Source organism: Elizabethkingia sp. YR214, assembly GCF_003058195.1.
GTDB lineage: Bacteria > Bacteroidota > Bacteroidia > Flavobacteriales > Weeksellaceae > Elizabethkingia.
In genome coordinates this window covers 184603-211503 of sequence record NZ_QBUH01000006.1, presented here as the reverse complement: position 1 = coordinate 211503, position 26901 = coordinate 184603, and the positions used below count along the sequence as shown (strand labels likewise).

General features: G+C 36.7%; 25 protein-coding genes and 1 riboswitch. Of the genes, 10 read left to right on the top strand and 15 right to left on the bottom strand.

What is annotated here, in order from left to right; genetic code table 11:
* Positions 1-205 precede the first annotated feature (205 nt).
* Entirely contained in the window at positions 206-2011 is a 1806-nt protein-coding gene (locus C8J95_RS13820; RefSeq protein ID WP_107809114.1) for a chloride channel protein, read from the top strand.
* Between the two features lie 105 nt (positions 2012-2116).
* On the opposite strand, the gene C8J95_RS13815 is transcribed toward C8J95_RS13820, so the two are convergent.
* Entirely contained in the window at positions 2117-2449 is a 333-nt protein-coding gene (locus tag C8J95_RS13815; RefSeq protein ID WP_107809115.1) for a YegP family protein, read from the bottom strand.
* Between the two features lie 216 nt (positions 2450-2665).
* Here C8J95_RS13815 and C8J95_RS13810 point away from each other — a divergent pair, with 216 nt between their 5' ends.
* Positions 2666-4195: a SulP family inorganic anion transporter gene (locus tag C8J95_RS13810; protein ID WP_107809256.1), complete on the top strand. Its 1530-nt coding sequence runs from the start codon at positions 2666-2668 to the stop codon at positions 4193-4195.
* A gap of 74 nt (positions 4196-4269) precedes the next feature.
* Here C8J95_RS13810 and C8J95_RS13805 read toward each other — a convergent pair whose 3' ends face one another.
* From C8J95_RS13805 to C8J95_RS13785, 5 genes are all read right to left on the bottom strand, one after another.
* Positions 4270-5664, bottom strand: coding sequence for a DUF5074 domain-containing protein (locus tag C8J95_RS13805; protein WP_107809116.1), 1395 nt, complete (start codon positions 5662-5664; stop codon positions 4270-4272).
* Between the two features lie 68 nt (positions 5665-5732).
* Entirely contained in the window at positions 5733-6668 is a 936-nt protein-coding gene (locus C8J95_RS13800) for a PKD domain-containing protein (RefSeq protein WP_107809117.1), read from the bottom strand.
* A 28-nt stretch (positions 6669-6696) separates the two neighbouring features.
* Positions 6697-7827 carry a YncE family protein gene (locus C8J95_RS13795; protein WP_107809118.1) on the bottom strand — a complete coding sequence of 377 codons (1131 nt, stop codon included), beginning with the start codon at positions 7825-7827 and terminating at the stop codon, positions 6697-6699.
* Entirely contained in the window at positions 7824-9839 is a 2016-nt protein-coding gene (locus tag C8J95_RS13790) for a TonB-dependent receptor (RefSeq protein ID WP_107809119.1), read from the bottom strand. Before C8J95_RS13790 ends, C8J95_RS13795 begins: the two co-directional genes overlap by 4 nt.
* A gap of 117 nt (positions 9840-9956) precedes the next feature.
* A riboswitch (cobalamin riboswitch) is annotated at positions 9957-10140 on the bottom strand.
* Positions 10141-10360: 220 nt separating this feature from the next.
* Entirely contained in the window at positions 10361-10729 is a 369-nt protein-coding gene (locus C8J95_RS13785; protein ID WP_107809120.1) for a helix-turn-helix domain-containing protein, read from the bottom strand.
* Positions 10730-10835: 106 nt separating this feature from the next.
* Here C8J95_RS13785 and C8J95_RS13780 point away from each other — a divergent pair, with 106 nt between their 5' ends.
* Positions 10836-12011 carry an MFS transporter gene (locus C8J95_RS13780; RefSeq protein ID WP_107809121.1) on the top strand — a complete coding sequence of 392 codons (1176 nt, stop codon included), beginning with the start codon at positions 10836-10838 and terminating at the stop codon, positions 12009-12011.
* A gap of 80 nt (positions 12012-12091) precedes the next feature.
* Here C8J95_RS13780 and C8J95_RS13775 read toward each other — a convergent pair whose 3' ends face one another.
* Entirely contained in the window at positions 12092-12877 is a 786-nt protein-coding gene (locus tag C8J95_RS13775; protein WP_107809122.1) for an AraC family transcriptional regulator, read from the bottom strand.
* 74 nt (positions 12878-12951) lie between these two features.
* On the opposite strand from C8J95_RS13775, the gene C8J95_RS13770 reads away from it, so the two are divergent.
* Positions 12952-14154 (top strand): MFS transporter, encoded by a 1203-nt coding sequence (locus tag C8J95_RS13770; protein WP_107809123.1) that lies wholly within the window; start codon positions 12952-12954, stop codon positions 14152-14154.
* Positions 14155-14400: 246 nt separating this feature from the next.
* Here the strand turns inward: C8J95_RS13770 and C8J95_RS13765 are convergent, their stop codons facing one another.
* From C8J95_RS13765 to C8J95_RS13735, 7 genes are all read right to left on the bottom strand, one after another.
* The gene (locus tag C8J95_RS13765) at positions 14401-15096 is read right to left on the bottom strand and encodes an alpha/beta hydrolase (RefSeq protein ID WP_107809124.1); all 696 of its coding nucleotides are present in this window, start codon (positions 15094-15096) and stop codon (positions 14401-14403) included.
* A gap of 61 nt (positions 15097-15157) precedes the next feature.
* The gene (locus C8J95_RS13760) at positions 15158-15742 is read right to left on the bottom strand and encodes a Crp/Fnr family transcriptional regulator (RefSeq protein ID WP_107809257.1); all 585 of its coding nucleotides are present in this window, start codon (positions 15740-15742) and stop codon (positions 15158-15160) included.
* Positions 15743-15752: 10 nt separating this feature from the next.
* Positions 15753-16142, bottom strand: coding sequence for a DUF1398 domain-containing protein (locus C8J95_RS13755; protein ID WP_107809125.1), 390 nt, complete (start codon positions 16140-16142; stop codon positions 15753-15755).
* 16 nt (positions 16143-16158) lie between these two features.
* Positions 16159-17241, bottom strand: coding sequence for a serine hydrolase (locus C8J95_RS13750; RefSeq protein ID WP_107809126.1), 1083 nt, complete (start codon positions 17239-17241; stop codon positions 16159-16161).
* A gap of 14 nt (positions 17242-17255) precedes the next feature.
* Positions 17256-17624 carry a VOC family protein gene (locus C8J95_RS13745; RefSeq protein ID WP_107809127.1) on the bottom strand — a complete coding sequence of 123 codons (369 nt, stop codon included), beginning with the start codon at positions 17622-17624 and terminating at the stop codon, positions 17256-17258.
* 2 nt (positions 17625-17626) lie between these two features.
* Entirely contained in the window at positions 17627-18004 is a 378-nt protein-coding gene (locus C8J95_RS13740) for a nuclear transport factor 2 family protein (RefSeq protein WP_107809128.1), read from the bottom strand.
* A 22-nt stretch (positions 18005-18026) separates the two neighbouring features.
* Positions 18027-18800, bottom strand: a complete 774-nt coding sequence (locus C8J95_RS13735) for an MBL fold metallo-hydrolase (protein WP_107809129.1) — start codon at positions 18798-18800, stop codon at positions 18027-18029.
* A gap of 196 nt (positions 18801-18996) precedes the next feature.
* Here C8J95_RS13735 and C8J95_RS13730 point away from each other — a divergent pair, with 196 nt between their 5' ends.
* Positions 18997-20262 carry a chloride channel protein gene (locus C8J95_RS13730; RefSeq protein WP_107809130.1) on the top strand — a complete coding sequence of 422 codons (1266 nt, stop codon included), beginning with the start codon at positions 18997-18999 and terminating at the stop codon, positions 20260-20262.
* 37 nt (positions 20263-20299) lie between these two features.
* On the opposite strand, the gene C8J95_RS13725 is transcribed toward C8J95_RS13730, so the two are convergent.
* Positions 20300-21790: a PLP-dependent aminotransferase family protein gene (locus C8J95_RS13725; protein WP_107809131.1), complete on the bottom strand. Its 1491-nt coding sequence runs from the start codon at positions 21788-21790 to the stop codon at positions 20300-20302.
* Between the two features lie 61 nt (positions 21791-21851).
* Between C8J95_RS13725 and C8J95_RS13720 the strand changes: the two genes are divergently transcribed.
* From C8J95_RS13720 to bioA, 5 genes are all read left to right on the top strand, one after another.
* Positions 21852-22481 carry a hypothetical protein gene (locus tag C8J95_RS13720; protein ID WP_107809132.1) on the top strand — a complete coding sequence of 210 codons (630 nt, stop codon included), beginning with the start codon at positions 21852-21854 and terminating at the stop codon, positions 22479-22481.
* The gene (locus tag C8J95_RS13715; RefSeq protein ID WP_107809133.1) at positions 22456-23571 is read left to right on the top strand and encodes a pyridoxal phosphate-dependent aminotransferase family protein; all 1116 of its coding nucleotides are present in this window, start codon (positions 22456-22458) and stop codon (positions 23569-23571) included. Before C8J95_RS13720 ends, C8J95_RS13715 begins: the two co-directional genes overlap by 26 nt.
* A 229-nt stretch (positions 23572-23800) precedes the next feature.
* Positions 23801-24421: a dethiobiotin synthase gene (gene bioD, locus C8J95_RS13705; RefSeq protein ID WP_107809135.1), complete on the top strand. Its 621-nt coding sequence runs from the start codon at positions 23801-23803 to the stop codon at positions 24419-24421.
* Between the two features lie 64 nt (positions 24422-24485).
* Positions 24486-25481, top strand: coding sequence for a biotin synthase BioB (bioB, locus tag C8J95_RS13700; RefSeq protein WP_107809136.1), 996 nt, complete (start codon positions 24486-24488; stop codon positions 25479-25481).
* The gene (gene bioA, locus C8J95_RS13695; RefSeq protein ID WP_107809137.1) at positions 25466-26734 is read left to right on the top strand and encodes an adenosylmethionine--8-amino-7-oxononanoate transaminase; all 1269 of its coding nucleotides are present in this window, start codon (positions 25466-25468) and stop codon (positions 26732-26734) included. Before bioB ends, bioA begins: the two co-directional genes overlap by 16 nt.
* Positions 26735-26901: the final 167 nt, after the last annotated feature.

The window sequence follows — 26901 nt, the reverse complement described above, 5'->3', positions numbered from 1 at the left end:
CGCCTATCAGAAAAAACTAAAAAGTTTCAGCTATTATTTTATCTCATATCTTATTTCAGGTATCATCGGAATAGTCCTGATATGCTTGTTTGGCTTTTTGTGGCTGGCATCTCTTAATTAACTCAGCCAGTTTTCAAACCATAATAGTTACAAAAAAAATACAAGAAGCCATAATTTTTAAAAAAATGAATCTTAATTTTGGGGTATGTCAAAAAATAGGAGGTCTAAAGGTCCAAAATTTATACGCCGGAGTATATACAATATAAAAAGTATATTGGGGCTGCTAAGGATAGTATTATCGGACAGGCAGTTTCTGTATTTCTCTTGCGTTATTGTCGGGATAACCTCTGCATTGGCAGTAACGGTTCTGAAGACCTTTGCACACAGTGTCTTTCAGTTTACCACATATGTTAATAAAATTCTGAAATTACCCTATCTTAACAGTATACTTCCTATATTGGGTATTGTGCTTACCGTACTGATAATCCGTAAATTTCTTGATGGTTCTCTCGAGAAAGGTACTGCTCAGATTATGATTGCTGTTGCCAAGAGATCGGGGTTTATGCCTAAAAAACAAATGTATGCACAGATTGTTACCAGCTCATTGACCGTTGGTATGGGTGGGTCCGCAGGTCTGGAATCTCCGATTACAATTACCGGTGCAGCTTTGGGATCCAATTATGCCCAGGATTTTCGACTGAATTATAAGGACAGGACACTTTTGCTGGCTTGCGGTGTAGCTGCAGGGATTGCTACTGCTTTCAATGCTCCGGTTGCCGGGGTATTATTCGCCATAGAAGTGATATTAGCAGATATGAGTGTTTCGGCATTTATTCCGATTATGATTTCTTCGGCTACGGGAGCAATTATGTCGAACCTTACACTAAAAGGCGGTATTTTATTATCTTTTAAAAGAGGGTTGAATTTCGATTATAATAATACTATTTATTATGTTCTTCTGGGCATTATCGCGGGCTTTTTGTCTGTATACCACGCACGGCTTTTCCGATGGGTAGAGCACCGCATAGGAAATTATTCAAAAAGTGTTTATACAAGAGCTTTCGTGGGAGCCGGTATACTGGGGATGCTTATATTTTTGTTTCCGCCATTATTTGGTGAAGGTTATGAAAATATAAAAGTACTGGCTAATAATCAGGGCGGAGAACTATTGGACAATTCATTGTTTGAACATCTTAACGGAAATGAATGGTGGATTATGCTTGTTGTACTGATTACGATGATGATTAAATCTATCGCGACAGGCTTAACACTGGGAAGCGGCGGTAATGGTGGTAATTTTGCACCTTCACTTTTTGTAGGTTCCTATTTAGGTTACCTGGTTTCCAAGGCTGTTACACTTATCGGTATTAAAAACCTGCCTATAGATAATTTTACTGTTGTGGGTATGGCAGCTTTACTGAGTGGATTGTTCCATGCACCACTCACGGCAATCTTCCTTATTGCAGAGATAACCGGAGGTTATGGACTAATTATTCCACTGATGTTGGTCTCTTCTATAAGCTATGCTATTGCAAAAAGATATGATAATTATAGCATGGATATTTATAGTATAGCTGATAAAGGCATTGTATTTACCTCTGATAAGGACCGTAATATTCTGGATAAAATTGATGTGAGCCTATTATACAGTAGCCATCTGAAAACAGTATTTACAGATTTTACTTCGCTTGAAATTAAAGATATATTTGCCAACACCAGTCAGAACTTTATTCCGGTACTGGATCGGTCATTAATGATTCAGGGAATTATTATGCTAAATGATGTACGGAAAAATCTCTTTTTTGAAGATGAGGTCGATTTTTCCAAATTTATCATACCAGCCAATATTATATCTGTTGAAGAAACGACAGTGAAAATAATCAGGATGATGGAGGACTCGAGAAAAGATTATGTTTTACTTACTAAAGATGGAAAATATACAGGGTTTATATTGAAGTCTACCATCATGGATGCTTACCGACAAAACCTGAAAAAGCTGAGAATAGAATAGTTTTGAAATATTATTGTTATAGCAAATATAGACACGTAAAAAAGCTGTCTCTTATATTTGACTTTGCAAACATTAGGAGACAACCTTTTTTATAACATAGCTGTTTTATACTGTCGTATCTTCCACGGAAGCTTCCGGAGCGTTATTCTTTACAGAAGCTATACCGTTATCTCTGCTGGCAGAACTTTCATACATTTCGCTTGTACCGATAATCTGTCCGTTGGTTGCTTTTAGATTGAAATAATGTTTACCATTGGATGAGGTTTTCTTATCGAATTTATTATCATCCTGTGAATTTTTCTTTACCGATTCTATACCGTTTTCGCAGTTAGCTTTGGTAGAGTAGCCTTCACTTGCTAAGATTACCTGTCCGTTAGTGGCTTTTAGATTGAACTGAAACTCACCATTTTTTCTTTTTGAAATTTCAAATTTTCCCATAATGTTTTTGTTTAAAGTTAATGAAAATATTTGAAATATAACACTTTATGTATTTGTCAGACAGAAGAGGATTCTAAAGATATTTCAGGCTTCTGTTTTCGGCATCTATAGTTTTCTGTACCTTTGCAGCAGGTATTTTATGCTAAATAAAATGTGAGTTATGAAATACTTTTTTGGTCAGAATTCTCTGTGGCCAGAACTTATACAATCGGTTTTATGAACAATATTTTAAATCTAAAGTCATTCAGGGAGATTAATTTTAAGAATGAATTACTAGCAGGCTTAACGGTTGCCATGACTATGATTCCGGAATCTCTGTCCTTTGCTATATTAGCAGGATTGTCTCCTTTAATGGGACTTTATGCTGCTTTTCTTATGGGAATTGTAACGGCAGTTTTAGGAGGAAGACCTGGAATGGTGTCAGGTGGAGCAGGAGCAACTGTTGTTGTACTGATGGCTTTAGCATCATCTCACGGTGTTCAGTATCTGTTGGCAGCTGTTGTATTGGCGGGTGTACTTCAGTTTATGGTAGGAGTTTTTAAACTGGGAAAATTTGTACGTCTGATCCCGCAACCTGTAATGTATGGTTTTCTGAATGGACTGGCAATCATCATTTTCATGGCTCAGGTAGCCCAGTTTAAAATAGTGCAAGATGGTGTAAGTGGATGGATGAGTGGGAGTATGCTGTATATAATGGTCGGACTTACATTATTAACGATTGCTATAGTATTCATTTTTCCAAAAATCAGTAAAGCTGTTCCTTCGTCTTTAGTTGCAATTATCATAGTATCGGTTCTTGTTTACTTTCTGAATATTGATACAAAAAAAGTTATAGATATCGCATCCGTAAGCGGTTCATTACCTTATTTCCATGTACCGGCTATTCCGTTTACTACAGAAACATTGAAGATCATATTTCCATATTCATTGATTATGGCCGGAGTAGGACTTGTAGAATCTCTACTAACGCTAAACATGGTAGACGAGATTACCAGAACAAAAGGAGAGTCTAATAGGGAAGCAATGGCACAGGGAACTGCCAATATTGTCAATGGTTTTTTTGGAGGAATGGGAGGATGTGCTATGGTTGCACAGACTCTTGTAAATATTGGAGCGGGAGCCAGAACCAGAATCTCTGCAATTATCGGAGCGCTGACTATTTTACTAATTATTCTTGTCGGTGGACCTGTTATCGAACAGATTCCGATGGCAGCCTTAGTTGGGGTAATGATGATGGTCGCAATAGGAACGTTCCAGTGGGTCTCGCTAAGGATTGTGAATAAAATGCCCAAGTCGGATATCTTTGTCGGAATATTGGTAGCTGTTATTACGGTTGTACTTCATAATCTGGCATTGGCTGTATTGGTTGGGGTTATAATCTCAGCTCTTGTTTTTGCATGGGATAATGCGAAAAGAATACGTGCCCGAAAGTCTCTGGATGAAAAAGGAAACAGAGTGTATGAAATATATGGTCCATTATTTTTCGGAAGTACAACTGCTTTCATGGATAAGTTTGATGCACTTACTGATACGGACAGAATTATTATCGATTTTCAGGAATCCCGTGTAGCAGATATGTCGGCTATTGAAGCATTGAAAAAGTTAACAGAGCAATATAAAAATTATAACAAAAAGGTAGTATTGAGGCATTTGAGTGCAGACTGTGTACGTCTACTGGAAAATGCAGGCGGATTTATAGAGGTCAATATTGAAGAAGATCCTGTTTACAACGTAATGCCGGAGTAATTTTACCGAATAAAATGAAGAAAGGGATCTGAATATTCGGATCCCTTTCTTACAAGTTAAATTACTTTAAATGATTATTGTGTAACGTCTATATTGACTGTTTTTTCTACATACTTACCATTAGAAATTGCTGAAATGGTAATTTTTTCTTTTCCTGTTAGCTCTTTGGCTTTGATAATCAGTGAATCTGTTTTCAACTCGTAAGTTGCCAGCTCAGTACCTTTAGCGCTGATGGATTTTACAATAGAAGAAGAAGCATTATCAGCATCAACAATCTTATCATTCAGGGCTATAGCTCTTCTTTTTCCTGGTGCTACAATTATTTTATTCAACAAGATTTCAGGTACATTCACATCTTCGAAGAACGGTACTGCCGGGAACCAGTAATAGCGCTCGTCTTTGGAGCTGGTACCATTACCACCATTTACAACGATGCTCTTTTCTAAAGTACCGGTATTGCCTACGATATGTATCCAGTTGTAGCTGCCCGCATCACCCCAGCCATTGCGTTTTACTGTTAATACAAGTTTGTCTGTCAATGGATCTACACGTAATCCTGCTCCGTAAAAAGCAAGTTGTACACCCTGATCGTCCTTACCTAAATCATAAAAGGAAGTATTAAGCGATTTAGTTGCTATGTTATATCTTATAACTGAATTTCCTTTTGCCCAGTACAATACGTTTTGTTTTGTACTTGCTGAAAGACTTCCTGCAGTCCATGCATACCATGTTGCACCGATTGGGGCATTGGTAATATCGATTTCATCAGTTTTTTCTAATGTATAAGGATCTATCTGGATTAATTTTTTATTAGCTCCGATCCATACTTTACCATCTTTACTTTGTACAACAGAGGCAAAGTCGGTTCCACTGATTAATTTTTCTACAGTATTGGTTTTGGTATTGATTACATAAGCTCCTTTCGATTGTGTAATAGCAATTACATAATCACCCACTAAAAGCATATTTCCTGTTTGGCCGCTCACTCCTGTGATATTACCTTCTACTTTCAGCGTTTCGATATTGAATATAGAAATTCCGTTGCTTGTAGAGATATAAGCTTTTTTAGGATTAATCCCTACAAAGGCACGTCCGTCACCACCGATTTCGGTAAGTACAGCTTTCATTTTTAAAGTTTTGGCGTCTGCCACAACCAATCTGTTTTTTTGCTTAGATATTATATAAGCATTATTTCCGTAAATAGTAGCAAATTGAGTAGTTACTCCAAGTTTTTCGCCGTTATTAGCTGCACGATAGGCTCTGTATATAATAGAACCATCATTTTTAAAATAGTTAACAGATCCGTTATCGTGTCCAAACCAATCTTCGTTGGCAACATAAAATCCCTGTGTAGATACTACTGCTGAAGGAGCAGATTCTAACGGTTCAACAAAATCATCATTAGAACATGACGAAAGCGCTAGAAAGCTCAATAAAGGTAAAGCAAAAGAAGTATATGCTTTTCTCATAATTTTTTTAATTGTTTAATAAATGGTTGATATATAGTAGTTTTGTATTTTTGTTTGTGATAATCGAGTTATTTTATCCGCAGATCATAAGCACCCGTAACTTCTGTACTTACTTCTCCCAGCATTCCATTTTCCTGACGGATAGCACTGTACACTTTTACAAAGTCAATTCCGGGTAACTTTACATACTTTCCATTTTTATCCACAGCCCAGGAGATATCGATGTTAGAAGCATCACTATCATTAGTAGCATTGTCTGCGTACCCAAACTCGAACGGAGCAGAGCTCCATATACCGTTGTTCTGTTTAAAATTATCGGCAATTCTGGTTCCTTTAAAAGTGATAGAAGATTCACTGATCCACATCGGATAGTAGCTTTGCTTATGGAATGAGTTTTTGGTTAAATAACCTTTGCCGCCCTGATTGTCTTCCCAACGGATATATTCCGTATCTGTCTGCCAATTTGCAGTGCCTTTTACCGGAGCTTTGGATTCATCTGGTTTATAATAGGTGATACTATAGTTTTTAATAGTAGTATCTTTAAAATACTCACTGCCCGCAATTTCATACCATTCATCTTCATCAGGTTTACCATTTTTATTTTTATCCCAGGCTACCATAATAATACCTGGCTCAGAACTTCCGGTAAAAGTATTACCCAAAATTTTAAAATCAGCACCTTCACCATTTGCAACGGTGTGGTCAAATCTGAATGTAACATAGCCTCCAAAGCCACCTAAATGTATCATACCATTGGCTCCTTTTGCTATAGCATCATTGGCCTTTTGTATCATGTCCTTTTTAGTATCCCCGGCATTATATTTTGGCAGATCGTTGGTGAACTGTCCTGGAGCAGGCATATAATCCAATACTTCACTAATGTATTTACTATAGACTATAGGCTCGGTAGTGTCATTGTCCGAAGAACAGCTGTAGAGGCTTGTAAGTATAATACCTCCCAATAAAAATGTTTTACCAATATTTGTTTTTTCTGAAAATTTCATGGATAATTTTTTATTATAGTGTCAATGTTTATTTGTATAAAAATGCAAAGTGCGCCGGAATATTTCCACCCTCAGTCCTCCATTTGAAGTTTCCGTTTTTATCAAAACAATACAGGCTTCCTGTGGAAACATAATTGCCAGCATCGGTTATATAAAGATCTTCTGTAATTGGGTTTACAGCGATACCATAAGGGGCTTCAATCTTTGTTTCATATTCGGAACTGAATAGTTTTTTAGTAATAACCTCTTTAGTTTTAAGATCGATAATTCCATAAGACTTTACTGTAGTTCCTGTATTATAGTTGAATGCATTACTTAGATAATAAAGTTTGTCATTGACAATAGTGAAATTACCGACAGGTATATTAAAAGTCTTTTTAATGGCACCTGTCTGGCTATCAACAATGAATAAGTTTGGAGATACGGTCAGATAGTCACCTCTGGAAGTTACATACAGATTGCCTTTTGTATCTGCCATCAATTTATTAAGATTAATAGCAACATCATATTTGGTTGCTTCTTTAAAATTTGTGAGATCAATCACAGAGATAGTTCTGTCATAATTGGGGACACGATACCCCCCGGAATTAGCCACATAAAGTTTGTTTTTTACTACAGCCATTTCCTCTGGTTGATATCCAACTATTGCTTCGCGGGTAACCGATAATGAGATAGTATCTATTTCCATTACTTTTCCCAATGGTGCTTTCGGATCCACAGATATAGGTCCTGCATAAGAGGAAACATAAGCTTTACCATTAGCAAAAGCTAAAGACCTACCATTTTCCACTGTAATGCTTTTTATTTTTTTTACGGTTCTGGCGTTCAGTACTTCGACTTTATTGGAAGCATTTACTACAACATACATTTTGCTGCCATAGATTTTAATGTCATTACCTACGTCACCCATCTCCTTTACCACATTTGGATTGGCTTCTGCATAGATGTTACGTGAATAGGTTCCTTTAGTATAATCAAAGAAATCCAGGGTAGCTTTATTGCTGTTCATGTTACCTTCGTTAAGAAGGTAAAAGCCTCTGGTTGCTATATCTTGTGGTGGAGTTATCTCTTCAGTCTCTTTCTGAATGATATACTGGTCTCCACGGCATGAAGCGAGGAAAACAATAAATAACAGATAAGCTAAATTTTTTATTTTCATAATGTAAAATTTAAAATAAACCTAAAGTTGCGTCCAGGCATAGGATAGTTAAGCACAACATCATAGTATTGATTGAAAAGATTATTGACTTCGAAAGATGCTTTCAACTGATGTTTATTCAGTTGAAAAGTTTTTTGTACAGACAGATCGTGGGTATACCATGGGAGCAAATGGTTGTACTGAATATTATTCTGACTGGAATCATAACGTTCGCCTACATATACAAAACTGTAGTTTAGCCCCCAGGATTTATAATCTGTCATCAGAGCAAAACTGCCACTGTTCCATGGTGTATAAGGAATCTGATGGCCATAATAACTTTTTTTTGGATCTGTAAAATCTCTTGCTCTCTGGTATGTATAAGTAAGGAGTGGACGTATTCGCCACTGACCCAGCTCCAGTTCACTTTGTAGGTTAACATCTGCTCCTATAATCTCTACTTTACCAAGACTAAGGTTCATCCAGATAAACATATTACCATTGAAGGTTGATGTAATTTTATTGGTTACATCATTGTAATAACCATCTACATTCAGGCTTATATTTTTTACGATTCCGTTGGAGAATGTTTTACGGTAACTAAAACCAACATCATACTGATGTGTGAATTCTGGCTTTAGAAGTGACATTCCAAGTGTCTTATAATACATTTCGTTAAATGTGGGTAGTCTGAAAACCTGTTTGTAGAATGCTTTTAAATGAAAATCATGTTGGCTGAAAGGCTGGTAGCTAATGAAAAGAGCCGGTGTCCATTTGTTTTCGTCTCCAGGTGCAGCATTTTGTAATACGTTATTTTGTACAAAGGTGCCGAGTAAACTTCCCTGAGCTTTTAGTCTTCCCCAGCGATAGTTGGTTGCTAAAGCAAGTAAAGTAGTATAACGTTTGGGATAGCTAAAATTATAAAGATTGGCAGCCATATTATTGTACTGAAAATCTGCCGATATACTTGCGTCCCAGTTGTTGTTGATCTGGTAAAGGGTAGAGGAGGATATGTAAAATTCCCGTTGTATATACTGATTGTCGATTTTTGGACGCTGGGGTGCAAGAGTGTCGATATAACGATTGTAGTCGTATGCAAATTTTGCTTTCAGCTGTGTTTGTACTTTTGGAAAAATTCTTTGCATCCAGCTTCCCTGAATAAAATAATTAGCATCTTTCAGCCTCTGCCCTTCGTCGCCGAATCGCCCGTTTACAATAGCGCCGGGTAATCCGCGGTTAGATAAATATGCATAAGCTCTCAGATCCCATTTTCCATTTTTCAGATCACCGTTAATGCTGGTTTCAAAACGTTTGGCTTTTACATCGGCATCATGTCGTTTTGCAATGGTATCATAAGCAATCTGGCCATTAGGATATTTTCTGTAATACCTGAATTTATAAATTCCGTCAGTATCCATATATTCTCCGCTAAGAGAAGCAGAAACCGAGTTAGAAATCTTTTGTTCTAACCTGAAAGAAGGATTGAAAGTTTGTATAGAGCCGCTTTTAGTTCGGACAGTAAGATTGGTTGTTCTATTATTTTTGAAGATAGGTTTCTTTGGCTGAAGATAAATTGTACCTGAGCTTCCGAAGTCTTTTGCCGATTGGAAGATGTCACTTTTCTGACCATTGTACAATGTTATTTCTTCCAGATCATCCAAAGAAAACTTGCCAAGATCTACAATTCCGTTTTGTGCATTTCCAATAGGGATTCCATCATAAAATACACCTACATGTTGTGCTCCAAGACTGCGGATATCTACTGTTTTTAGTCCACCAACACCACCGTAATCTTTAATCTGAACACCGGAAAAGTAACGAAGAGCATCGGCAACCGAATTGTTATTTAGCTTTTCAATAATATCAGATGTCAGTTTCTGTGGGGCAATTACAGTACGTGAGTTTTTCTTGAAGATATCAACAGCTTCGACTTCTTTTATTCGTGTTGTATCTTTTTTTTGAGCAAAAATAAATCCGGCTGCAAAAAGCAGAAGCAATGAGTAGAAACAGGAAGAAAGTAGTCTTTTTAGCATTGGCCTTACATTATATCAAAAATGTTTAAGCCTTTGCAGCGAATATCAGTACATGACTATCCCAGAGAGAAATCCGGGAGAGTTTATTCAGGTCGATATAGCTTTATTCCACGAAAGCATCAAACATATATTTCTGGCAGGTCTTCTGACTTACTTCTCTTTAGCGCCTTCCCATTACTGTGGTAACAGTGACATATTGCTAATTTGTTTTGCGAAGTTTACAGCAGCGGGTCTGTTCAGGATTTACACCTGATTCCCTTTTAAGCACTTTTTAAGATGCACCAAAAACTGATGGCAAATATAAGTATTTATAATGTATATGTAAGTAATTGAAATATAAAGGAATAAAAAGAGAATGCCGACCAGATCTTCATCATACATAAAGCGGCCGGCTTTCTCACCTATATAACTTATTAGTCCATTGCTAAAAATAGCCAAAGTGATTAGAAATGAATATTATACAAATATAATATTTTATCACTAAATAGTGAGTAATATAGTATACTTATTAATGAAGTTGATTATTTATTTTCAATGTTTTTAGGTGGATATTCAATTCCGGTTTCTTTTATCAGATCGTATCCGTATTTCATAATAGTTTCTATAATCGGAATAGCTTTTTTCCCTTTTGGAGTTAGGCTATATTCCACTTTTGGAGGAATAACAGGAAAGATTTTCCGATTAACCATTCCTTTACTTTCCAGTTCGCGTAATTGGCTAGTCAACATTTTATCAGTGATATGGGGTATATCTTTTTTTAGTTCACTAAATCTTAAAGCTTTTTCTTGCAGACGCCATAATATTGGCATTTTCCATGTACCTCCTATATGGTTTAGGGCAAATTCAATAGGGGTGTAATACAGTCTTTTGTCGTGAAAAAATTCAGGCATAATAGGTTTATTTCTATTTTATACTTTCCAAAAGGTAAGTATAGAACTTATTGGTAAGTATATGGTTTGTGAATAGTATGTTTTACAAATTTGCAAAAAAAATTAAATGAAATCTAAAAAAACTCTCTATGTATTGGCACTTGGTATTTTCGGAATCACAACAACAGAGTTTGGGGTGATTGGAATATTATCTGATCTGGCATCAGCATTTGGTGTTTCAATCGAAAAAGCAGGCTGGTTGTTGAGTGCATTTGCAATTATTGTAGCTGTTTTCGGTCCGTTTACGCTTATGCTATTGTCTTCTTTTCGCAGAAAAGGGCTACTCATTTTCTCATTACTCATTTTTGCTTTCATAAATATAATGTCCGCTTATATTCATGATTTTTATATTTTATTGCTGATAAGGATAATCCCTGCCTTTTTTCATCCTGTATATTGGTCTGTAGCACTGTCTATCGCTGAAAAAACTGTATCAAATGAAGAACAATCGAAAGCGGCAGGCATAATATTCTCTGGTCTTACAGTTGCCACGGTATTGGGAGTCCCACTCTCCACATTAATATCTGATACCATAGGTTGGCAATATTCATTTCTAATAACTGCTTTTATAAATCTAATAGCAGCTGCAGGTGTATATCTATACTTACCTTCTGTCGAATATAGTAATCAAGCAGTACAAGTATTGTATAAAAAAGTACTGAATAGCCGATTATTATGGATAAATTTCTTGTTATCATTTTTGTTGATTACCGCAATGTATTCTACATATGGTTACATGTCGGACTTCCTGAAAACAGTTACCCATATGAACGGACAACAGATAAGTTTGATGCTCCTAATATTTGGGAGTGTTGGTATTTTAGGAAATAAACTGGCTGGAAGGTTTATGGGTGAATTTTCTGTCTCAACATTAGCTGCTTTTATTATTTCTCTGTTAATAATACATTTACTGATCTATGAATACGGAGGTTTATTTATTCCGATGGTGTGGATAACTTGTTTTTGGGGACTTGTACACTCCGGGGGATTCTTGATAGGAAATATTAATGTAGTAACCTCTTCTAAGGAGAATCCGGAATTTATAAACAGTATATTTACTTCATGTGGTAACTTTGCGGTAACAGCAGGCACGCTTATAGGTGGTTATTGGATTACTCATTACGGAATACAAAGTCTGGCTTGGACCAGTGTTATATGTTTGATACTAGCCGGAGGATTATTACTATTCAGAAATAAATTGACAAAATGTTCTAATAGAAGTATTAAAATTAAAGATATATAAAAGTTTGTTTTAGTTTACAGTCTTGAAGTTTTCAGAAAGCTAATTGAAATTCAAATGAATTTATTTCTTGAGCTTAAAATCTAAACCAATTTTTTCAGAAACTCACTGGGGCGGTATTGCATAACAGAGAAGAAGCTATTGGTATATGCCTGCAGACTTTTATAACCCGTTTTGAAAGCTATTTCGGATATCGTCCATTCCTGGTCGCTTAATAATTCCAGACTTTTAATAATACGAAGCATTTGCTGGTATTTACTTAGTGTTAATCCGGTTTCTTTTTTAAATACCCGTTCCAGTGTACGCAGAGATAATGCCGCAATTTCGCTTAGATCTTCCATACTCAGATCTTCGGTATAATGCTCATGGAGGTAATCAATAGCCTTGCATAATCTTTTGTCTTCCGGTGGGCTGATGTGCAATTGCAGAGAGCGTGCAACAAATTGCGGAAGCTCATTACTTAGAGCTTTTAAGAATATAGTTTCATTAGGATCTTCTTGCATTTTTTTAGACCACTTTTCGGAATATTTAATCATTTCTTTCAGCACAGGCGGGACGAGAAAAACACTGACTTCTTTATAAAACGAGTCATCTTTATCGATTTCGAAAAACATAATCATCAATCTGATCTTTTCGGAATGCGAGTTGGTCTTATGGATATGCCCCGGCGGAATCCATGCTGCATGGTTTTGTGGTAAAAGATAAATCTTTCCCTCAACCGTCAGATATTGGAAGCCACTTTCTACATATACCAGCTGACCTTTATGATGCGAATGCAATTCATCATCATGTATCCAGTTGTCTTCAAACCAAACAAAATAAGGCTTTTTTATATCATCTATATTGATAGGATCCTGATTACAACTCATGTCGTTTTATATTAATATTATGGCAAATTTAAATAAAATTGCGTAATTACTTTTGTACTCTAATCTTTATGACGATGAAGTACGAAACAAGAAAAGAAGCTTCAGTTTTTTTATTACTGATTAATGTTTTAGTTGTTATACTGGTGTCCAGTAACCTCAGATCTCCCATAACAGCTGTTGGTCCCGTTTTGGATCAGATAGGCAGTACATTACATCTGGATCATTTTCAGAGTAGTCTGCTTACTTCCATACCGCTATTTATGTTTGCCAGCTGTTCAGTTCTGGTTAGCCGTTTCTCTCACCGGTTTAGTATCAATAGATTTTTACTTTATGCACTTATAATTCTTAGTTTTGGTTTGTTTCTGCGTGTATTTGGATCAGTATGGACATTATTTGCGGGATCAGTTTTCATAGGCCTAGGTATTGCTATTGGTAATGTAATTACACCGGGATATATCAAAAATAATTTTCCCAAGCAGATTGGTCTTATGACCGGAATTTTTGCTGTAGCAATGAATCTTACAGCAGCCTTGGCATCTGGTTACAGTATCAGTATCGGACAATGGACAGGCTACGGCTGGCAGGGATCTTTAGGAATATGGTTGGTGATAGCGTTACTGGCTTTACTGGTTGTAATATTGGAACTTATCTTTAATAAAGATACTGCAAAGCAGCAGAAAACAGATGTTGCCAAGTCAGACTTTAATATGTTTAAGTCTGCACAGGCTTGGAATATCAGCATATTTATGGGCTTACAGTCATTGGTATATTATTGCCTTGTTTCCTGGCTTCCGGCTGTATTAGGAGACTATGGTATGACAGGAAATGCACCGGGATGGGTACTTTTCACTATTCAGATTGCCATGCTGCCTATTACCTTTATCGGGCCTATTATTGCTAACAGAATGAAAGATCAGAAAATTATGATAGCTTTTGTTTGTATCCCTATGATGGCGAGCGTTCTGATGTTTGCATGGCTAAAATCGGACTGGGTGTATTTCACAGCAATATTGTTGGGATTATCAAATGGATTATCTTTTAGCTTATCCATATTGTTCTTTTCCTTGCGTACTAAATCCAGTGCCAATGCTATTAAAGTATCCGGGATGGCGCAATCCGTTGGTTATCTTATTGCAGCTTTCGGACCTCCGATTTTTGGAAAATTGCATGACTGGAATTCCGACTGGCAGAGTTCTTTTTATTTCCTGTCAATAGCAGTTGTTCTAATGTTCTTCTTTGGATTCAGAGCTGCGGGCAGAAGGTATGTTGAAGATTAAAACCTTGAATATATAATAATCCTATTTACCTGTCGAATTTTTCTATTTCTAATTTAAGGGATAATCCTTTTATGCACCACATTGCAATAGCACGGGAGAAACGAGGGAATAATTATGTAATGATAGTTAAGACTTTATACATATAATTATTTATTTAGTGATTGAAATTCATTCCGACCAGCCACAAATAGAAAATAAAAACCTCCCTGAAAAAGGAGGTTTTAGATTATAAATAAATCGGAAATTTTAATACATAACGCTTGCAGCTTCCTTAATAAGAGCTGTAACTTCTTTTGGATGTGTTGCCAATGAAGCATGACTGGCATCCAGGTGCAAAATTCTTCTCGGGTCCATACGTTCTGCCATTTCTTTTTGTGTTGCTGGCGGAATCATATGATCCTGATCGGAAACCTGATACCAATTTGGTTTGGTTTTCCATGCTGGTTCACCAGCTTCTGTTCCGAAAATATTTCCGTGAATTGGTTTTTGTGATAAAGACATTACCACTGAATCATCGGGATTCAGGTCCTGTGCAAAGCTCTCATGGAATTTGTCATATTTAATCCATAAGAAACCTTTAGAATCCGGGTAAATATTGGCAGCTCCGGAAGGCTGTTCTCTTCTTTCAAAAATTCTTCCCATGCTTTCTCCTTTATCCGGTGCAAAAGCAGCAATGTATACAAGTCCTACTACCTTGTCGTGATGCCCTGCGCCAGAAATAACGGCACCTCCATAAGAATGCCCAACCAGAATAACTCTGCCTTCCTGCATGTCGATCAGGTCTTTTGTTTTTTGGATATCGTCCTCTAACGATGTTAATGGAAGCTGAACGCTTCTTACAATGTAGTCTTCATTATGAAGATTTTCAATAACATGTCTCCAGTGCGAGCCATCGCCCCACGCCCCGTGAACTAAAATAATTGTTAGATTGTTTGTTTCCATACTGTTATGTTTTGGTATAACAAATATACAACCAGAGGTTTCTAAAAATGCTTCACTTAGGTTAACGTTTTACAGTTCTGTTTCTTATCCTGCTCAGAGACTGAGGTTTTATTCCTAAGTAACTTGCAATATGTTTCTGAGGAACTAACTGAAAGATCTGAGGGTTTTCTGATAAAAGGTTATAATACCTTCTTTCAGGAACATAATATAAAAGTTCTTCTATCCTTTTTTGGGCACTTAGAAAGATTACTTCTGTCATTTTTCTTCCGAATTCCTGCCAGTAAGCTTCTTTCTGATAGAGCTTTTGTAAATCGTCTTTATGCAATAACATAATCTCGGAATCCTTAAGCGCTTTAATGTTCATCTTGGATTTTACGTTCTGAAGAATACTTTCATAGTCTGTGAAAAAATGATGATTAAAATGAAAATTAAAATTGATGTCTTCTCCGTTTTCGTTGATATAGAAAGTTCGCATAAGTCCATTTTTCAAAAAGCCAAGATATTCACATTGCTCACCCTCTTTTAGAAAAAACTCTGATTTTTTTAAAGTTATTTTTTTCAGGTAACTGCAAAACTCTTCGTAATGTTCCTGGTCTACTAAAAATAGTGGTCCATATGTTTCGTAATCATCAAGTATTTCTTTCATATACATATTTTTATCCCGGTATATTTTCAGTTAGAATTTTTTTTCCATCTTTACTGTAATAGGTACATGTCATCTCATCCATATTTATAAGCCATTTTTCTATTCCAGATTTTGCAGCATCATTGCAAAATCTTAAATAATCTGTATTGCCTTGCTGATGAGACTTTAAGTCACTTTTAAATTGTTCTTCATGAATGGTGTCTGATATAATTAGCACTTCGTATCCTGGGGCTGAGCTTGCTTTGTAATTGTTGGCACCGTGGTAATCTGAATGTCCGTCATTTACAAATGTTTCATAGGAGATAACTCCTAACTTTTTTAAATCTTGAATGTAAGCAGGAAAATCTGCACCTGATTTCACTTTGCTGTGAGCAGCTTTTATTTCTTCTTTTGTAAACATTTGTGTTATTATTATGTTATTGTCCGTAATAAGCGGAGATTAATCTTTCCCTCATTTTATTGAGGTATTTAATATCCTTGGTATTCGATAAAATAATTAATGAAATATTCTTGTCAACTAAATGTACCCAATTAGCACTATGTCCATAGCCTTCTCCCTGGCGTTCGGCAAATAGTGTATTTACAGTACCAAACTTTTTAGGATAAACCCATAAGCCCAATGCTACATCTCCTAGTTCTTTATTGGATGTAAGCATAATGTCCAAGGTTAATTTCTTAATGATAGTATGATTAAAAACTGCCTGATCAAAGATCAGTAAATCTTTTGGTGTAGAATACATGGCTCCGGCAGAATATAAATTATCGATATAGGTATTGGTAGGAGTATGCAAAGCAAAAGAATCCAAATCATCAGCAACATATCCATCGTCTATATTCTGCATAATGTCATTATGATGCAGCAATCCTGTATTGTACATTTTCAGGGGTACTAATATTTTTTCTTTTAGAACCTGTTCAAAAGGTTTCTTGTATATTTTTTCAATAATCTTGCCTAGCAGGATATAGTCACCATTATTATAACTAAACTTTGTACCTGGCTGATCCACTAGTTTTTCAGAAAGAAATGTATTAATAAAATCATCCAGATCCCAGATTGTATTATCATAAGCCTGATGAATGAGTTCGGGAGAGCTAATGTCTTTATTTTCACGGCCGCTGCTGTAGGTTAGTAAATTTCTTATTGTAGCTTTTTTAGCTGCCTCACCTTTATATTCAGGGTAATAGGTTGCTATTGGTGCGTCCAGATTTATTTTACCTTTTTCATACAATTGCATAATTAATACAGCAGTAAATGTTTTGGTAAGTGAGAAAATATGAAACTTTGTTTTGTCCGAAAATTTGATGTCATAATGTCTGTCTGCGAATCCGGTATAAGTTAATAGTTCAGTTTTTCCGTTTTTAGCTAAAAGTATAGCACCATTGAAGTTGTCCTTCTTTATACTTGTATCTATGACCTTTTCCACATTTTGAATTTGTGGATAAATAATATTCATTACAAATATTAATAATCCTGATAGTGTGTTTTTAGTATTGCTCATGACAGTGCTGTATTTTATTCGGAAATAATAAGATAATAGTTGTCCGGATCCCTCAGAATAAACTGATTTTTAAGAGAATTTTCATTGTAATGAATTTCCTTTTCTATTGTTGCATTCAGAATTTTGGCATTTTCTAAAATACTATTGATATTACTAACTCTGAAAAATAAGATAACTCCGTTGCCATTTTCTTTTTCAGCGTTCAGCATTGTAGGGTGATCATGTTCACCCCATTTATGAAGACATAAGATTACAGTATTACCATCTTTTAGTATTTCGAAAGTTTCACCACCATGAGCACCACTGCAGTTCAGCAGTTTTTGATAAAATTGTGAACTTTTGGATACATTTTTTACTGCAATTATGGTTTCTGTTCTTACCATATTTAGCTTATATCTGTTAGCTCAATAATTCTGTCATCCGAAAATCTGAAAATTGATTTGCCTGTTAGTTTGAGCTCGTTTCCTTTTTTCAATCCATTAGGCATGTCTGCAGCAAGAACTGCAAAATAATCTATTTCTATCTCAGTTTGATCTTCGGAGTGTTTTACAGATATGATATTCTGTTGTCTTTCGGTAAAGTAAGTTTTAGCCAATTCAGCTTGTTGCCTGAATTCTTTTTTTCCCTGTAACAGTAGATTAGTTTCTCCGTCCTGAATATTTTTAAAAATGATATTGTCGTGAAGATTAGCTACCATTCCGGGAATATCAAACTGGTTATAAGCATTGATATAACTTCTGATAATATGTTCTTTTCTGCTCATGTGATTGTGTGTTTATTTTGGGTCAGTATACTGTTTCAGGATTATAACGCCTGAATTCTTCTATGTCATGATAACCGAATACTTCAATTTCAGGATGTTCATTGGTTAGTTTTCGTATTTTACTGATGCTTTCTATACGCAAATCATTGTTTTCGGCACGTATTCTGGCCAACTCATTTACAGGATGATTGCTGTCATATAGCTCTGCTTTCAGATAATAAGCATCTGCAACATAAAATACCCATTGGTTATTTGCCTTTATGGCAATTCCACAATGGCCTTCGGTATGACCAAACAGAGGAATAAGATATATTTCAGCCTCAGTATCTGTTTCAACTTTTCTCGCTTCAAAACCGTACCACTCATCTGTTGTTTTAGCATATGTTTTAACTATGGGGCGATGCTCCATAGGCAGTTTTATGTACCTGGGGTTTCCGGAATTAAAACTGTTCAATTCCTCAGCTCCTATATGTACAGTTGCCTGAGGGAAATCGGCAATACCGCCAATATGATCGTTATCCATGTGAGATATAATGCAGTCAGTGACCTGCTGAGGGTCAAAGGCAAGGTTTTGAATTTGTCGTATAGCAGTCAGGTCTTCACTGAAGCGATAGCCTACCATATCAATAAGCTGTTGACCTATTCTTTCATCAGGTTGCTGTGTATCCAGAAGCCCAATACCTGTATCTATAAGGATAAGTTTGTCATTTTCTCGTATCAGTAAGCAATGTCCACATACATTATCATTAAGTGGAGAAACAATTCGTACGCAGTTTAGATGGTGTATTTCGGTCATTTACTTGTAAATTGTTAAATGCAGCAAGCTATGCCTGACTGTACTTGCAATTTACTTAAAATTCATAATTTTTCATACAGTTATTTTTCTGAATAACAATGCTTTTACTGAGTATATATATTATTTCTGTGTATTTTGAAAAAAAACATGATTGTTGTAATTTTGCAGAGCATTTTTCAATGCATAAATCTTTGACATGGAAAGAAAAAAGGTCATTATCCGACATTACTTCAAACTTGTATTATTATCATTGCTGGTGGGACTAATATGTGCATTGCTGGCTTTCTCTCTAAAACATATTACCGAATATCTGGAAGAAAAGTTTTTCTCTCTGGCGAAAGATCATAATTCTTTATTATTTATTGTACTGCCAACTGTGGGGATTACGACAATTTATTTCCTTAGAAAATATTTTTTTCAGAACAGAAAGAATAAAGGGATCACAGAAATCTATAAAACTTTGGATCAACGAAAAGATCATTTACCTTTTTTCAAAATACCTTCTCATTATCTGAATGGTTTTCTTACGGTAATTTTCGGAGGCTCTACAGGTGTTGAGGTTTCCACTGTGGTTGCAACAGCTACTGTTGGTAATATGGCTTACGAACAAGGTTTTTCTGCAAAAATGTATAAACGCGAACTGATCTGTGCCGGAGTAACTGCCGGAGTTGCTGTTTTATTCGGAAGCCCGCTGGCAGGTTGGTTATTTGCTATGGAAGTTATAGCCCGAAGAGTCAATAAGTCACTGGCGATTAGCTGTACAGCTTCTGCTCTTATTGCAGGACTATTTATCTTTTTGTTCGATAGCAAACCTTTATTGGACATTAGTATTAGTGGCTGGAAATGGTCGGCAGTACCATTTTTTGTAATACTCAGTTTGCTGGGTGGGATTTTGTCAGTTTATTTTACCATTCTGGTGATCCATATCAAAGACTTTTTCTCAAAAATAGATAATAATTTTCTTCGTGTAAATCTTGGCGCCCTTATCGTAGGGAGTATGATTTTCTTTTTGCCAGTATTATATGGAGACAGTTATCACGGACTTAAAGGAATCCTGAACCAGGCGATAAATCATAAAGAAGTATCTATGCTTTTACTTCTGGCATTGGTTTTCCTGAAACCCGTGGCATCTTCTTTAACTCTTGGTGCTGGTGGCGACGGTGGTGTATTTGCCCCGAGTATTGTTTCAGGTGCATTGTTGGGATTACTGTTTGCTTTGGCGTGTAATACTTATTTTCATACAGATCTTATTCTTATTAATTTTGTATTGGTTGGTGCTGCAGCAACTTTATCAGCTTCCATTTATGCTCCGCTAACAGCTCTTTTTCTGGTTTGCAGTTTGGTGCCCAATGGTTATTTGTTATTTTTTCCTTTACTGTTGGGAAGCTTTATTTCGAAATTTTTTGCACAGCGTTTACTGCCGTACAATGTCTACACTTATGGGCTTAAAGCCACAAAATAGTTATAATCTGAAGGGGATTGTAATTATTTAGGATAGATTATTTTTTCAGCGATTCATTTGCGTTGCGAAGGATTTGCAATGATTTGTTCATTTCATCCTCTTCTAAGTGGCCATAACCCAATCTGAGGGCGGTAAAGTCTTTGTTCTGGTACAAGAGTGTACGGGGAATAAAAAGGTCATTTTGCTGGCAATGAGCACTTAGCTGAAAAAGATTAACCGGTGACCGCCATTCCATCCATACCGCAAGTCCGCCGGAAGGAATACTGAATTTTATATGATCACCCAGATGTTCCTGAAGTAAGCCTGCGAACAAATCTCTGCGTTCTTTATATATTTTGGCTGATTTTTTCAGGTGACGGTTAATTTCTCCTTCTGCAATCATTTCTCCCAGTGCTTGCTCCATAATAATATCACCTTGCCTGTCTATAATGCCTAGGTATTTACGCATTTCTGTCATCAGATTTTCAGGTGCTACAATAAAACCTGTTCTAAATCCGGGAGCCAGAGATTTACCAAATGAGCCTACATAGATCACCATGCCATCAGTATCCGAGCTGGCCATTGGTAATATTGCAGTATTGTCATAGTGGAATTCAAAATCATAATCATCTTCTACAATAGCGAAACCATATTGCGAAGCCAAAGACAGTAATTCAATTCGACGTTGGGCACTAAGAGGCACTGTAGTAGGGTAGTGGTGGTGCGGTGTTAGATAGAGCATTCTGATTTTAGTGGTTTTGCACAGTTCTTCTATAAGATCCGTGCGGATACCTTCCTCATCTACCGGGATTGTTTTAATAACAGCGCCGGATTTCTGAAAGATCATATTTACAGCAAAATAACTAGGGTCTCCTACAACTACCATATCACCTTCAGACAGAAGGATTTCGGAGATAATGTAAATACTCATTTCTGTACTTCTGGTAATCAGAAGATTGTTTTTACTGATATGAAGTCCCCGACTCAGGTTAAGATACTGAGCAAGATGTTCTTTAAAGTATTCACTCCCTTCGGTATTGTAGTAACCTATCTTTTTATAACTGCTTTTACGTTTCAGATTGGCACTGTAAAAACTAGAATAGTTTCCGATCTGAGATAATCGTGTATCCGGAACACCGTCGTTAAAGATATATGTGCAGGATGAATGTTCAAAAGGATTGTCCAGAAGATTGCTTTGACGGAAACTGAAACCTGTCTGTTGTGGATAAGTTGCAAGATCTTGTCTTTTCGGAGTCTTTATATTAATGTTTTTGGTACTTCCGCTTTCAATTACAAATGTTCCCTTATTCGGAATTGTTTCTACCCATCCCTGAGCATCCAGTTCTTCATATGCAGCAATAACCGTTTTCCGGTGTACTTCCAGAATAATGCTCATATTTCTGGTTCCCAGCAATTTCATTCCTTTCATCAGATATCCCCGCTGGATAGCATTGATCATCTGATGAACGATTTGTAAATATACAGGTCGTGACGATTTTTTGTCTATATAGATTATTTTCTTGTATAAAAACTGATCCGGACTACTCATTATTTTAAATCTGGTACCATTTAAGGTCCGGCAAGATAATAATTTTGCTTCAAATATTTATATGCAAAAAATAATAGAAGCGATTATTCGGGATAATGAGATACATGCGAAATGGCTGAATACACTTTCGTTTATGGAAAATGCGGGTGCCCGGAAAATATCTGCCTGTGAAGATCCGGTGACGGTAGATCTTATCCAGCTAAAGCATGCTGCAGAAGAGCACCGTCATGCTTATTATCTAAAAAAGCAAATACTAAAACTGATACCGGACTACTGTATTAATTATAAAGTAGATGAAATGCTGGCGCAGGGATATACCCGACAATATCTCCACAGATTGGATATGCGGGCCAGTCGTTTTCTGAAAGATACTTTTCGGTTAGATGGAAAAGAACTTCGGTATGCCTCTTATCTGTTTGTAACCTATGCTATAGAAGTGAGAGCAGATGAGCTTTATCCTGTTTATCAGGAAGCATTGGATAAAGCAAAGTCCAGAGTAATGGTGAAGTCTATTATTCTGGAAGAAGAAGGTCATCTTGAAGAAATGATCCAACAGTTAGAACGTTTCCACGAGAATTGGGAGAATTATGCCGGAGAAGTTCTGAAGATAGAAAATCAATTGTTTCAGGATTGGATAGATGCAGTAGGAAGAGAAGTATTGTCTTATGAATCAGCCGGAGCACTGGCATAAGGTATTAGCAGACAGACGGGAAAATGGAAATTTCCGCAGTCTGAAAATACAGGAAGAAGGAACTGATTTTCTGTCCAATGACTATTTGGGAATTGCAGGTAATAAAGCTTTTCAGCAGCATTTACTTGAATTGTTAAATGTAAATCCGGAACTGCTTTCCGGGGCTACAGGATCAAGATTGATTAGTGGTAACAGTCTTGTTTATGCACAAGCAGAGGAATTTATTGCCAAAATCCATGAGTTAGAAAGTGCTTTATTGTTTCCATCAGGATATAAAGCGAATCTTGCATTGTTTTCCTGTATTGCAGGCAGACATCATACAATATTGGTTGATGAATTGGTGCATCGTTCTGTGCACGATGGTTGTGCTTTGTCACATGCTCAGAAAAAGAAATTCAGACATAATGATCTGAATCATTTAGAGTATTTACTATCCCATACAATAGGGCAAGTGTTTATTGCTGTAGAAAGTCTGTATTCTATGGATGGAGACTTTGCTCCGTTACAAGAAATTATTACACTGGCAGAACGATATGCTGCCTGGATAATTGTAGATGAAGCTCATGCAGTTGGAGTATTTGGAAAAGGATTGGTACACCGGTATAATTTACAGAATCGTGTTCTTGCTACAGTGGTAACATATGGAAAGGCTTTTGGGATGCAGGGTGCAACGATAGTGGGAAGCAGCGTATTAAAAGAATACCTTATTAATTTTGCTTCACCATTTATTTATTCTACGGCAATGCAGGGATATCAGGTGCAAGGAATTCTTGAAGCTTATCAGTTTCTTGAGACTTATCCACGTTTAGAAAATGAATTACAAAATAATATAGAGTACTTCCGGAAATACCAGATTCATTCTCTGTCTCAAAGTATGAGCCCTGTACAAATTGTACAGTTTCCTACTGTGGGAAAGCTTTGTAAAGCTGTACAAGAGCTAAAAGAACAAAAAATAAATACTTATCCCATCTTTTCTCCCACGGTAAAAGCTGGAAGCGAGCGTTTGCGGATTACGCTACATCAGTTCAATTCATTTATAGAAATAGATGAACTGGCTAGTATAATTAAAGATAATTTGAAACATGACTGAAAATGATATTCTGGCTGGCTTAACCACAAAAGAGATAAAATACTGTTTTAAACCACATAGAATTAGTCATGATTATAAGATTTTCATAGAAAATAAATTTTGCACATCAGCTATGTATTCTATATCAGTATCGAAGATACCTTGGTATAACGATACACAACTTTGTGCCTATGTGGTTAGAAAAATATGTCTATGTGGTTGAAAAAAATAGCAACAAGAAAATAACAGAATGAATACTAAATATTTTATTACAGGAATAGGTACAGGGGTTGGCAAAACAATCGCCTCTGCTGTATTGAGGCAATACTTTAAGGCAGATTACTGGAAGCCTGTACAATCCGGAGATCTGGATCAGTCTGACAGTATGCTTGTGAAGCAATTGACCAGTGATGAATGGAGAATGCATCCTGAGCGATTCCGTTTGCAATATCCGGCATCTCCGCATCAGTCGGCTGCTATGGAAGGAATAGAGATTAAGGTAGATGACTTCCGATTACCTGAAACCGATAATATACTATTAACAGAAGGTGCCGGAGGGTTATTTGTTCCGTTAAATCATGAGGAGTTTATGATAGATCTTATTAAGCATTTTAAAATACCGGTTATTCTGGTTGTACGAGACTATCTGGGTTGCATCAATCATACACTTCTTTCTCTGAAAGCACTTGGCTATAGAAATATAGAAGTTGCTTTTGTTGTTTTCAACGGAGACTTCGTTCCGGAAACCAGAGAAGTGTTGTTAAAACATATTCCGGAAAATTCAAAAGTAATAGAGTTACCAGAGATTAAAGATCTTACCAGAGAAGTGATTCAGGAAGTAGCTGGCGGCATTCAACGAAATTTAAAGTAAAAAAAAACAAATGCCCGTAAATACGGGTGTTGAAAAATAAAAGTAAAAGTAAAAATCAAACAATATGACCAAAGAAAAGACATTGCACCATGACTGGACGAAAGAAGAGTTGCTCGAAATTTATAACAAGCCATTAATGGAACTCGTATATGAGGCAGCGACAGTACATCGCGAATGGCATAAGGCAGATGAGGTACAAATCTCGACTTTATTGTCTGTAAAAACAGGAGGTTGTACGGAAGACTGTTCTTACTGTGGGCAGGCAGCACGCTATCATACCGATATCAAAGTGCAGGCACTTTTGCCTACAGCAACTGTAATGACCCATGCGCAAAAAGCTAAAGAAAGAGGAGCTTCCCGCTTCTGCATGGCAGCTGCATGGCGTGAAGTAAGAGATAACAGAGATTTTGACCGTATTATAGATATGGTGAAAGGTGTAAATGAAATGGGATTAGAAGTGTGTTGTACCTTAGGAATGTTAACTGAACCACAGGCTAAAAGATTACAGGAAGCAGGTTTATATGCTTACAATCACAATCTGGATACCTCAGAAGAGTACTATGATGAGATTATCTCTACCCGTAAATTCGATAATCGTATCAATACGATAAACAATGTGCGAAAAGCAGGAATCACAGTCTGTTCGGGTGGAATTATAGGTTTGGGAGAAACTCATGCAGACCGCGTTGCAATGCTGAGAACACTTGCTAATATGGAGATACACCCCGAATCGGTTCCGGTAAATGCTTTAGCAAGAGTGAAAGGAACGCCACTGGAAAATAATCCAAAAGTCGATATATGGGACATGGTAAGAATGATAGCTACGGCTCGTATTGCAATGCCTGCTTCTATGGTACGCCTTAGTGCTGGCCGTATAGAAATGACAGAAGCTGAACAGGCATGGTGCTTTATGGCAGGAGCAAATTCTATTTTTACCGGCGAGCGAGAGACATTGTTAGTAACTCCAAATCCGGGAGTGTCGGAAGATATGCAAATGCTTCAGAATTTAGGATTGAAACCTATGGTTAAAGAAAGAGAGGCCGTATGCAGCAAAAGTTAATAGCACGTGATCGTAAGGTGAACTGGCATCCTTACACCCAGATGAAAACAGCTAGTCATATCCCTATTGTAAGAGGAGAGGGATCTTATATTTATGATGCGGACGGGAAAAGATATATAGATGCTGTGTCGTCGTGGTGGGTAACACTGCATGGACATGCACATCCTTATATAGCAGCTAAAGTATCACAGCAATTGGAAACTTTGGAGCAGGTAATCTTTGCAGGATTTACACATCCTAATGCTATTGAATTATCTGAACGGCTTTTGTCTTTGCTACCCGATAATCAGGAAAAAGCATTTTACACCGACAATGGTTCCACAGCGATAGAAGTAGCACTGAAAATGTGTCTTCAGCTTCATTATAACCGTGGCGTAAAAAAGAATAAAATTTTTGCTTTTAGAAATGGATATCATGGTGACACCTTTGGCGCAATGTCAGTAAGTGGGCGTGGAATGTGGACAAATCCCTTTGGGGAGCAGCTCTTCGAGGTATTGTTTATAGATATTCCGACAAAAGAGAATCTGAAGGAAATAAAAAACTATATAGATTTGTACGCAGACGAAGCAGCTTGTTTTGTTTATGAACCCCTGGTACAGGGAGCAGGTGGTATGTTGATGCATGAAGCCGATGCTCTTTCAGAGCTTATGCAGTTTTGCAGATCCAAAGAGGTTTTACTTATCCAAGACGAGATATTTGTAGGATTTGGGCGTACAGGAAAGCTGTTTGCTGCTGATCACCTGTCGGAAGCTCCCGATATTATGTGCTTCTCAAAAGGTCTCACGGGCGGAACACTCCCTTTGGGAATAACTACCTGCACACAGGAAATCTATAATGCTTTTTATTCAGATGATAAAACAAAAGCATTGTTTCACGGGCATTCTTTTACGGCAAGTCCTTTGGCTTGTGCAGCAGCATTAGCGAGTCTGGATTTATTATTACTAAAAGATACTGGGGAAAAGATACAGCGTATTGTGCAACAGCATAAAGAGTTTGCTAAAATATTGGCGAAGCATCCTAAGGTAAAAGAAGTACGCCAGACAGGGACAATCTTTGCTATGGAATGGAAGATAGATGAGGAGACTTCCTATTTCAGTGATATGCACGAAATATTATATCCTTATTTCTTACAGCGTGGTATACTAATGCGCCCGCTGGGAAATATCATTTATCTGGTGCCTCCTTACTGCACTACTCAAGAAGATTTAGAAGAGATTTATCAGGCTATTTTAGAAGCCCTGAATATATTATAGATTTATCATCAGTAAAACAATTAGCCTTGTCAGAGTCCGAAATGCTGACAAGGCTTTTGTCAATCATTCTTAATAGTCTTTTCTTTTCAGATTATGTTAAGTCTTAGTAATACAGAATTGTGATCTAACTCTCATACTTTGTGTATCTTTGGTGAATAACCATTAAA

Excerpts from the sequence above, each read along its gene's own strand:
- C8J95_RS13780 (WP_107809121.1), top strand. The coding sequence starts at position 10,836 with ATGAAATCTAAAAAAACTCTCTATGTATTGGCACTTGGTATTTTCGGA.
- C8J95_RS13800 (WP_107809117.1), bottom strand. The coding sequence starts at position 6,668 with ATGAAATTTTCAGAAAAAACAAATATTGGTAAAACATTTTTATTGGGA.
- C8J95_RS13730 (WP_107809130.1), top strand. The coding sequence starts at position 18,997 with ATGGAAAGAAAAAAGGTCATTATCCGACATTACTTCAAACTTGTATTA.
- C8J95_RS13725 (WP_107809131.1), bottom strand. The coding sequence starts at position 21,790 with ATGAGTAGTCCGGATCAGTTTTTATACAAGAAAATAATCTATATAGAC.
- C8J95_RS13770 (WP_107809123.1), top strand. The coding sequence starts at position 12,952 with ATGAAGTACGAAACAAGAAAAGAAGCTTCAGTTTTTTTATTACTGATT.
- C8J95_RS13750 (WP_107809126.1), bottom strand. The coding sequence starts at position 17,241 with ATGAGCAATACTAAAAACACACTATCAGGATTATTAATATTTGTAATG.
- C8J95_RS13755 (WP_107809125.1), bottom strand. The coding sequence starts at position 16,142 with ATGTTTACAAAAGAAGAAATAAAAGCTGCTCACAGCAAAGTGAAATCA.
- C8J95_RS13815 (WP_107809115.1), bottom strand. The coding sequence starts at position 2,449 with ATGGGAAAATTTGAAATTTCAAAAAGAAAAAATGGTGAGTTTCAGTTC.
- C8J95_RS13740 (WP_107809128.1), bottom strand. The coding sequence starts at position 18,004 with ATGAGCAGAAAAGAACATATTATCAGAAGTTATATCAATGCTTATAAC.
- C8J95_RS13805 (WP_107809116.1), bottom strand. The coding sequence starts at position 5,664 with ATGAGAAAAGCATATACTTCTTTTGCTTTACCTTTATTGAGCTTTCTA.
- bioA (WP_107809137.1), top strand. The coding sequence starts at position 25,466 with ATGCAGCAAAAGTTAATAGCACGTGATCGTAAGGTGAACTGGCATCCT.
- bioB (WP_107809136.1), top strand. The coding sequence starts at position 24,486 with ATGACCAAAGAAAAGACATTGCACCATGACTGGACGAAAGAAGAGTTG.
- bioD (WP_107809135.1), top strand. The coding sequence starts at position 23,801 with ATGAATACTAAATATTTTATTACAGGAATAGGTACAGGGGTTGGCAAA.
- C8J95_RS13745 (WP_107809127.1), bottom strand. The coding sequence starts at position 17,624 with ATGGTAAGAACAGAAACCATAATTGCAGTAAAAAATGTATCCAAAAGT.
- C8J95_RS13820 (WP_107809114.1), top strand. The coding sequence starts at position 206 with ATGTCAAAAAATAGGAGGTCTAAAGGTCCAAAATTTATACGCCGGAGT.
- C8J95_RS13720 (WP_107809132.1), top strand. The coding sequence starts at position 21,852 with ATGCAAAAAATAATAGAAGCGATTATTCGGGATAATGAGATACATGCG.
- C8J95_RS13810 (WP_107809256.1), top strand. The coding sequence starts at position 2,666 with ATGAACAATATTTTAAATCTAAAGTCATTCAGGGAGATTAATTTTAAG.
- C8J95_RS13735 (WP_107809129.1), bottom strand. The coding sequence starts at position 18,800 with ATGACCGAAATACACCATCTAAACTGCGTACGAATTGTTTCTCCACTT.
- C8J95_RS13765 (WP_107809124.1), bottom strand. The coding sequence starts at position 15,096 with ATGGAAACAAACAATCTAACAATTATTTTAGTTCACGGGGCGTGGGGC.
- C8J95_RS13790 (WP_107809119.1), bottom strand. The coding sequence starts at position 9,839 with ATGCTAAAAAGACTACTTTCTTCCTGTTTCTACTCATTGCTTCTGCTT.
- C8J95_RS13715 (WP_107809133.1), top strand. The coding sequence starts at position 22,456 with ATGAATCAGCCGGAGCACTGGCATAAGGTATTAGCAGACAGACGGGAA.
- C8J95_RS13760 (WP_107809257.1), bottom strand. The coding sequence starts at position 15,742 with ATGAAAGAAATACTTGATGATTACGAAACATATGGACCACTATTTTTA.
- C8J95_RS13795 (WP_107809118.1), bottom strand. The coding sequence starts at position 7,827 with ATGAAAATAAAAAATTTAGCTTATCTGTTATTTATTGTTTTCCTCGCT.
- C8J95_RS13785 (WP_107809120.1), bottom strand. The coding sequence starts at position 10,729 with ATGCCTGAATTTTTTCACGACAAAAGACTGTATTACACCCCTATTGAA.
- C8J95_RS13775 (WP_107809122.1), bottom strand. The coding sequence starts at position 12,877 with ATGAGTTGTAATCAGGATCCTATCAATATAGATGATATAAAAAAGCCT.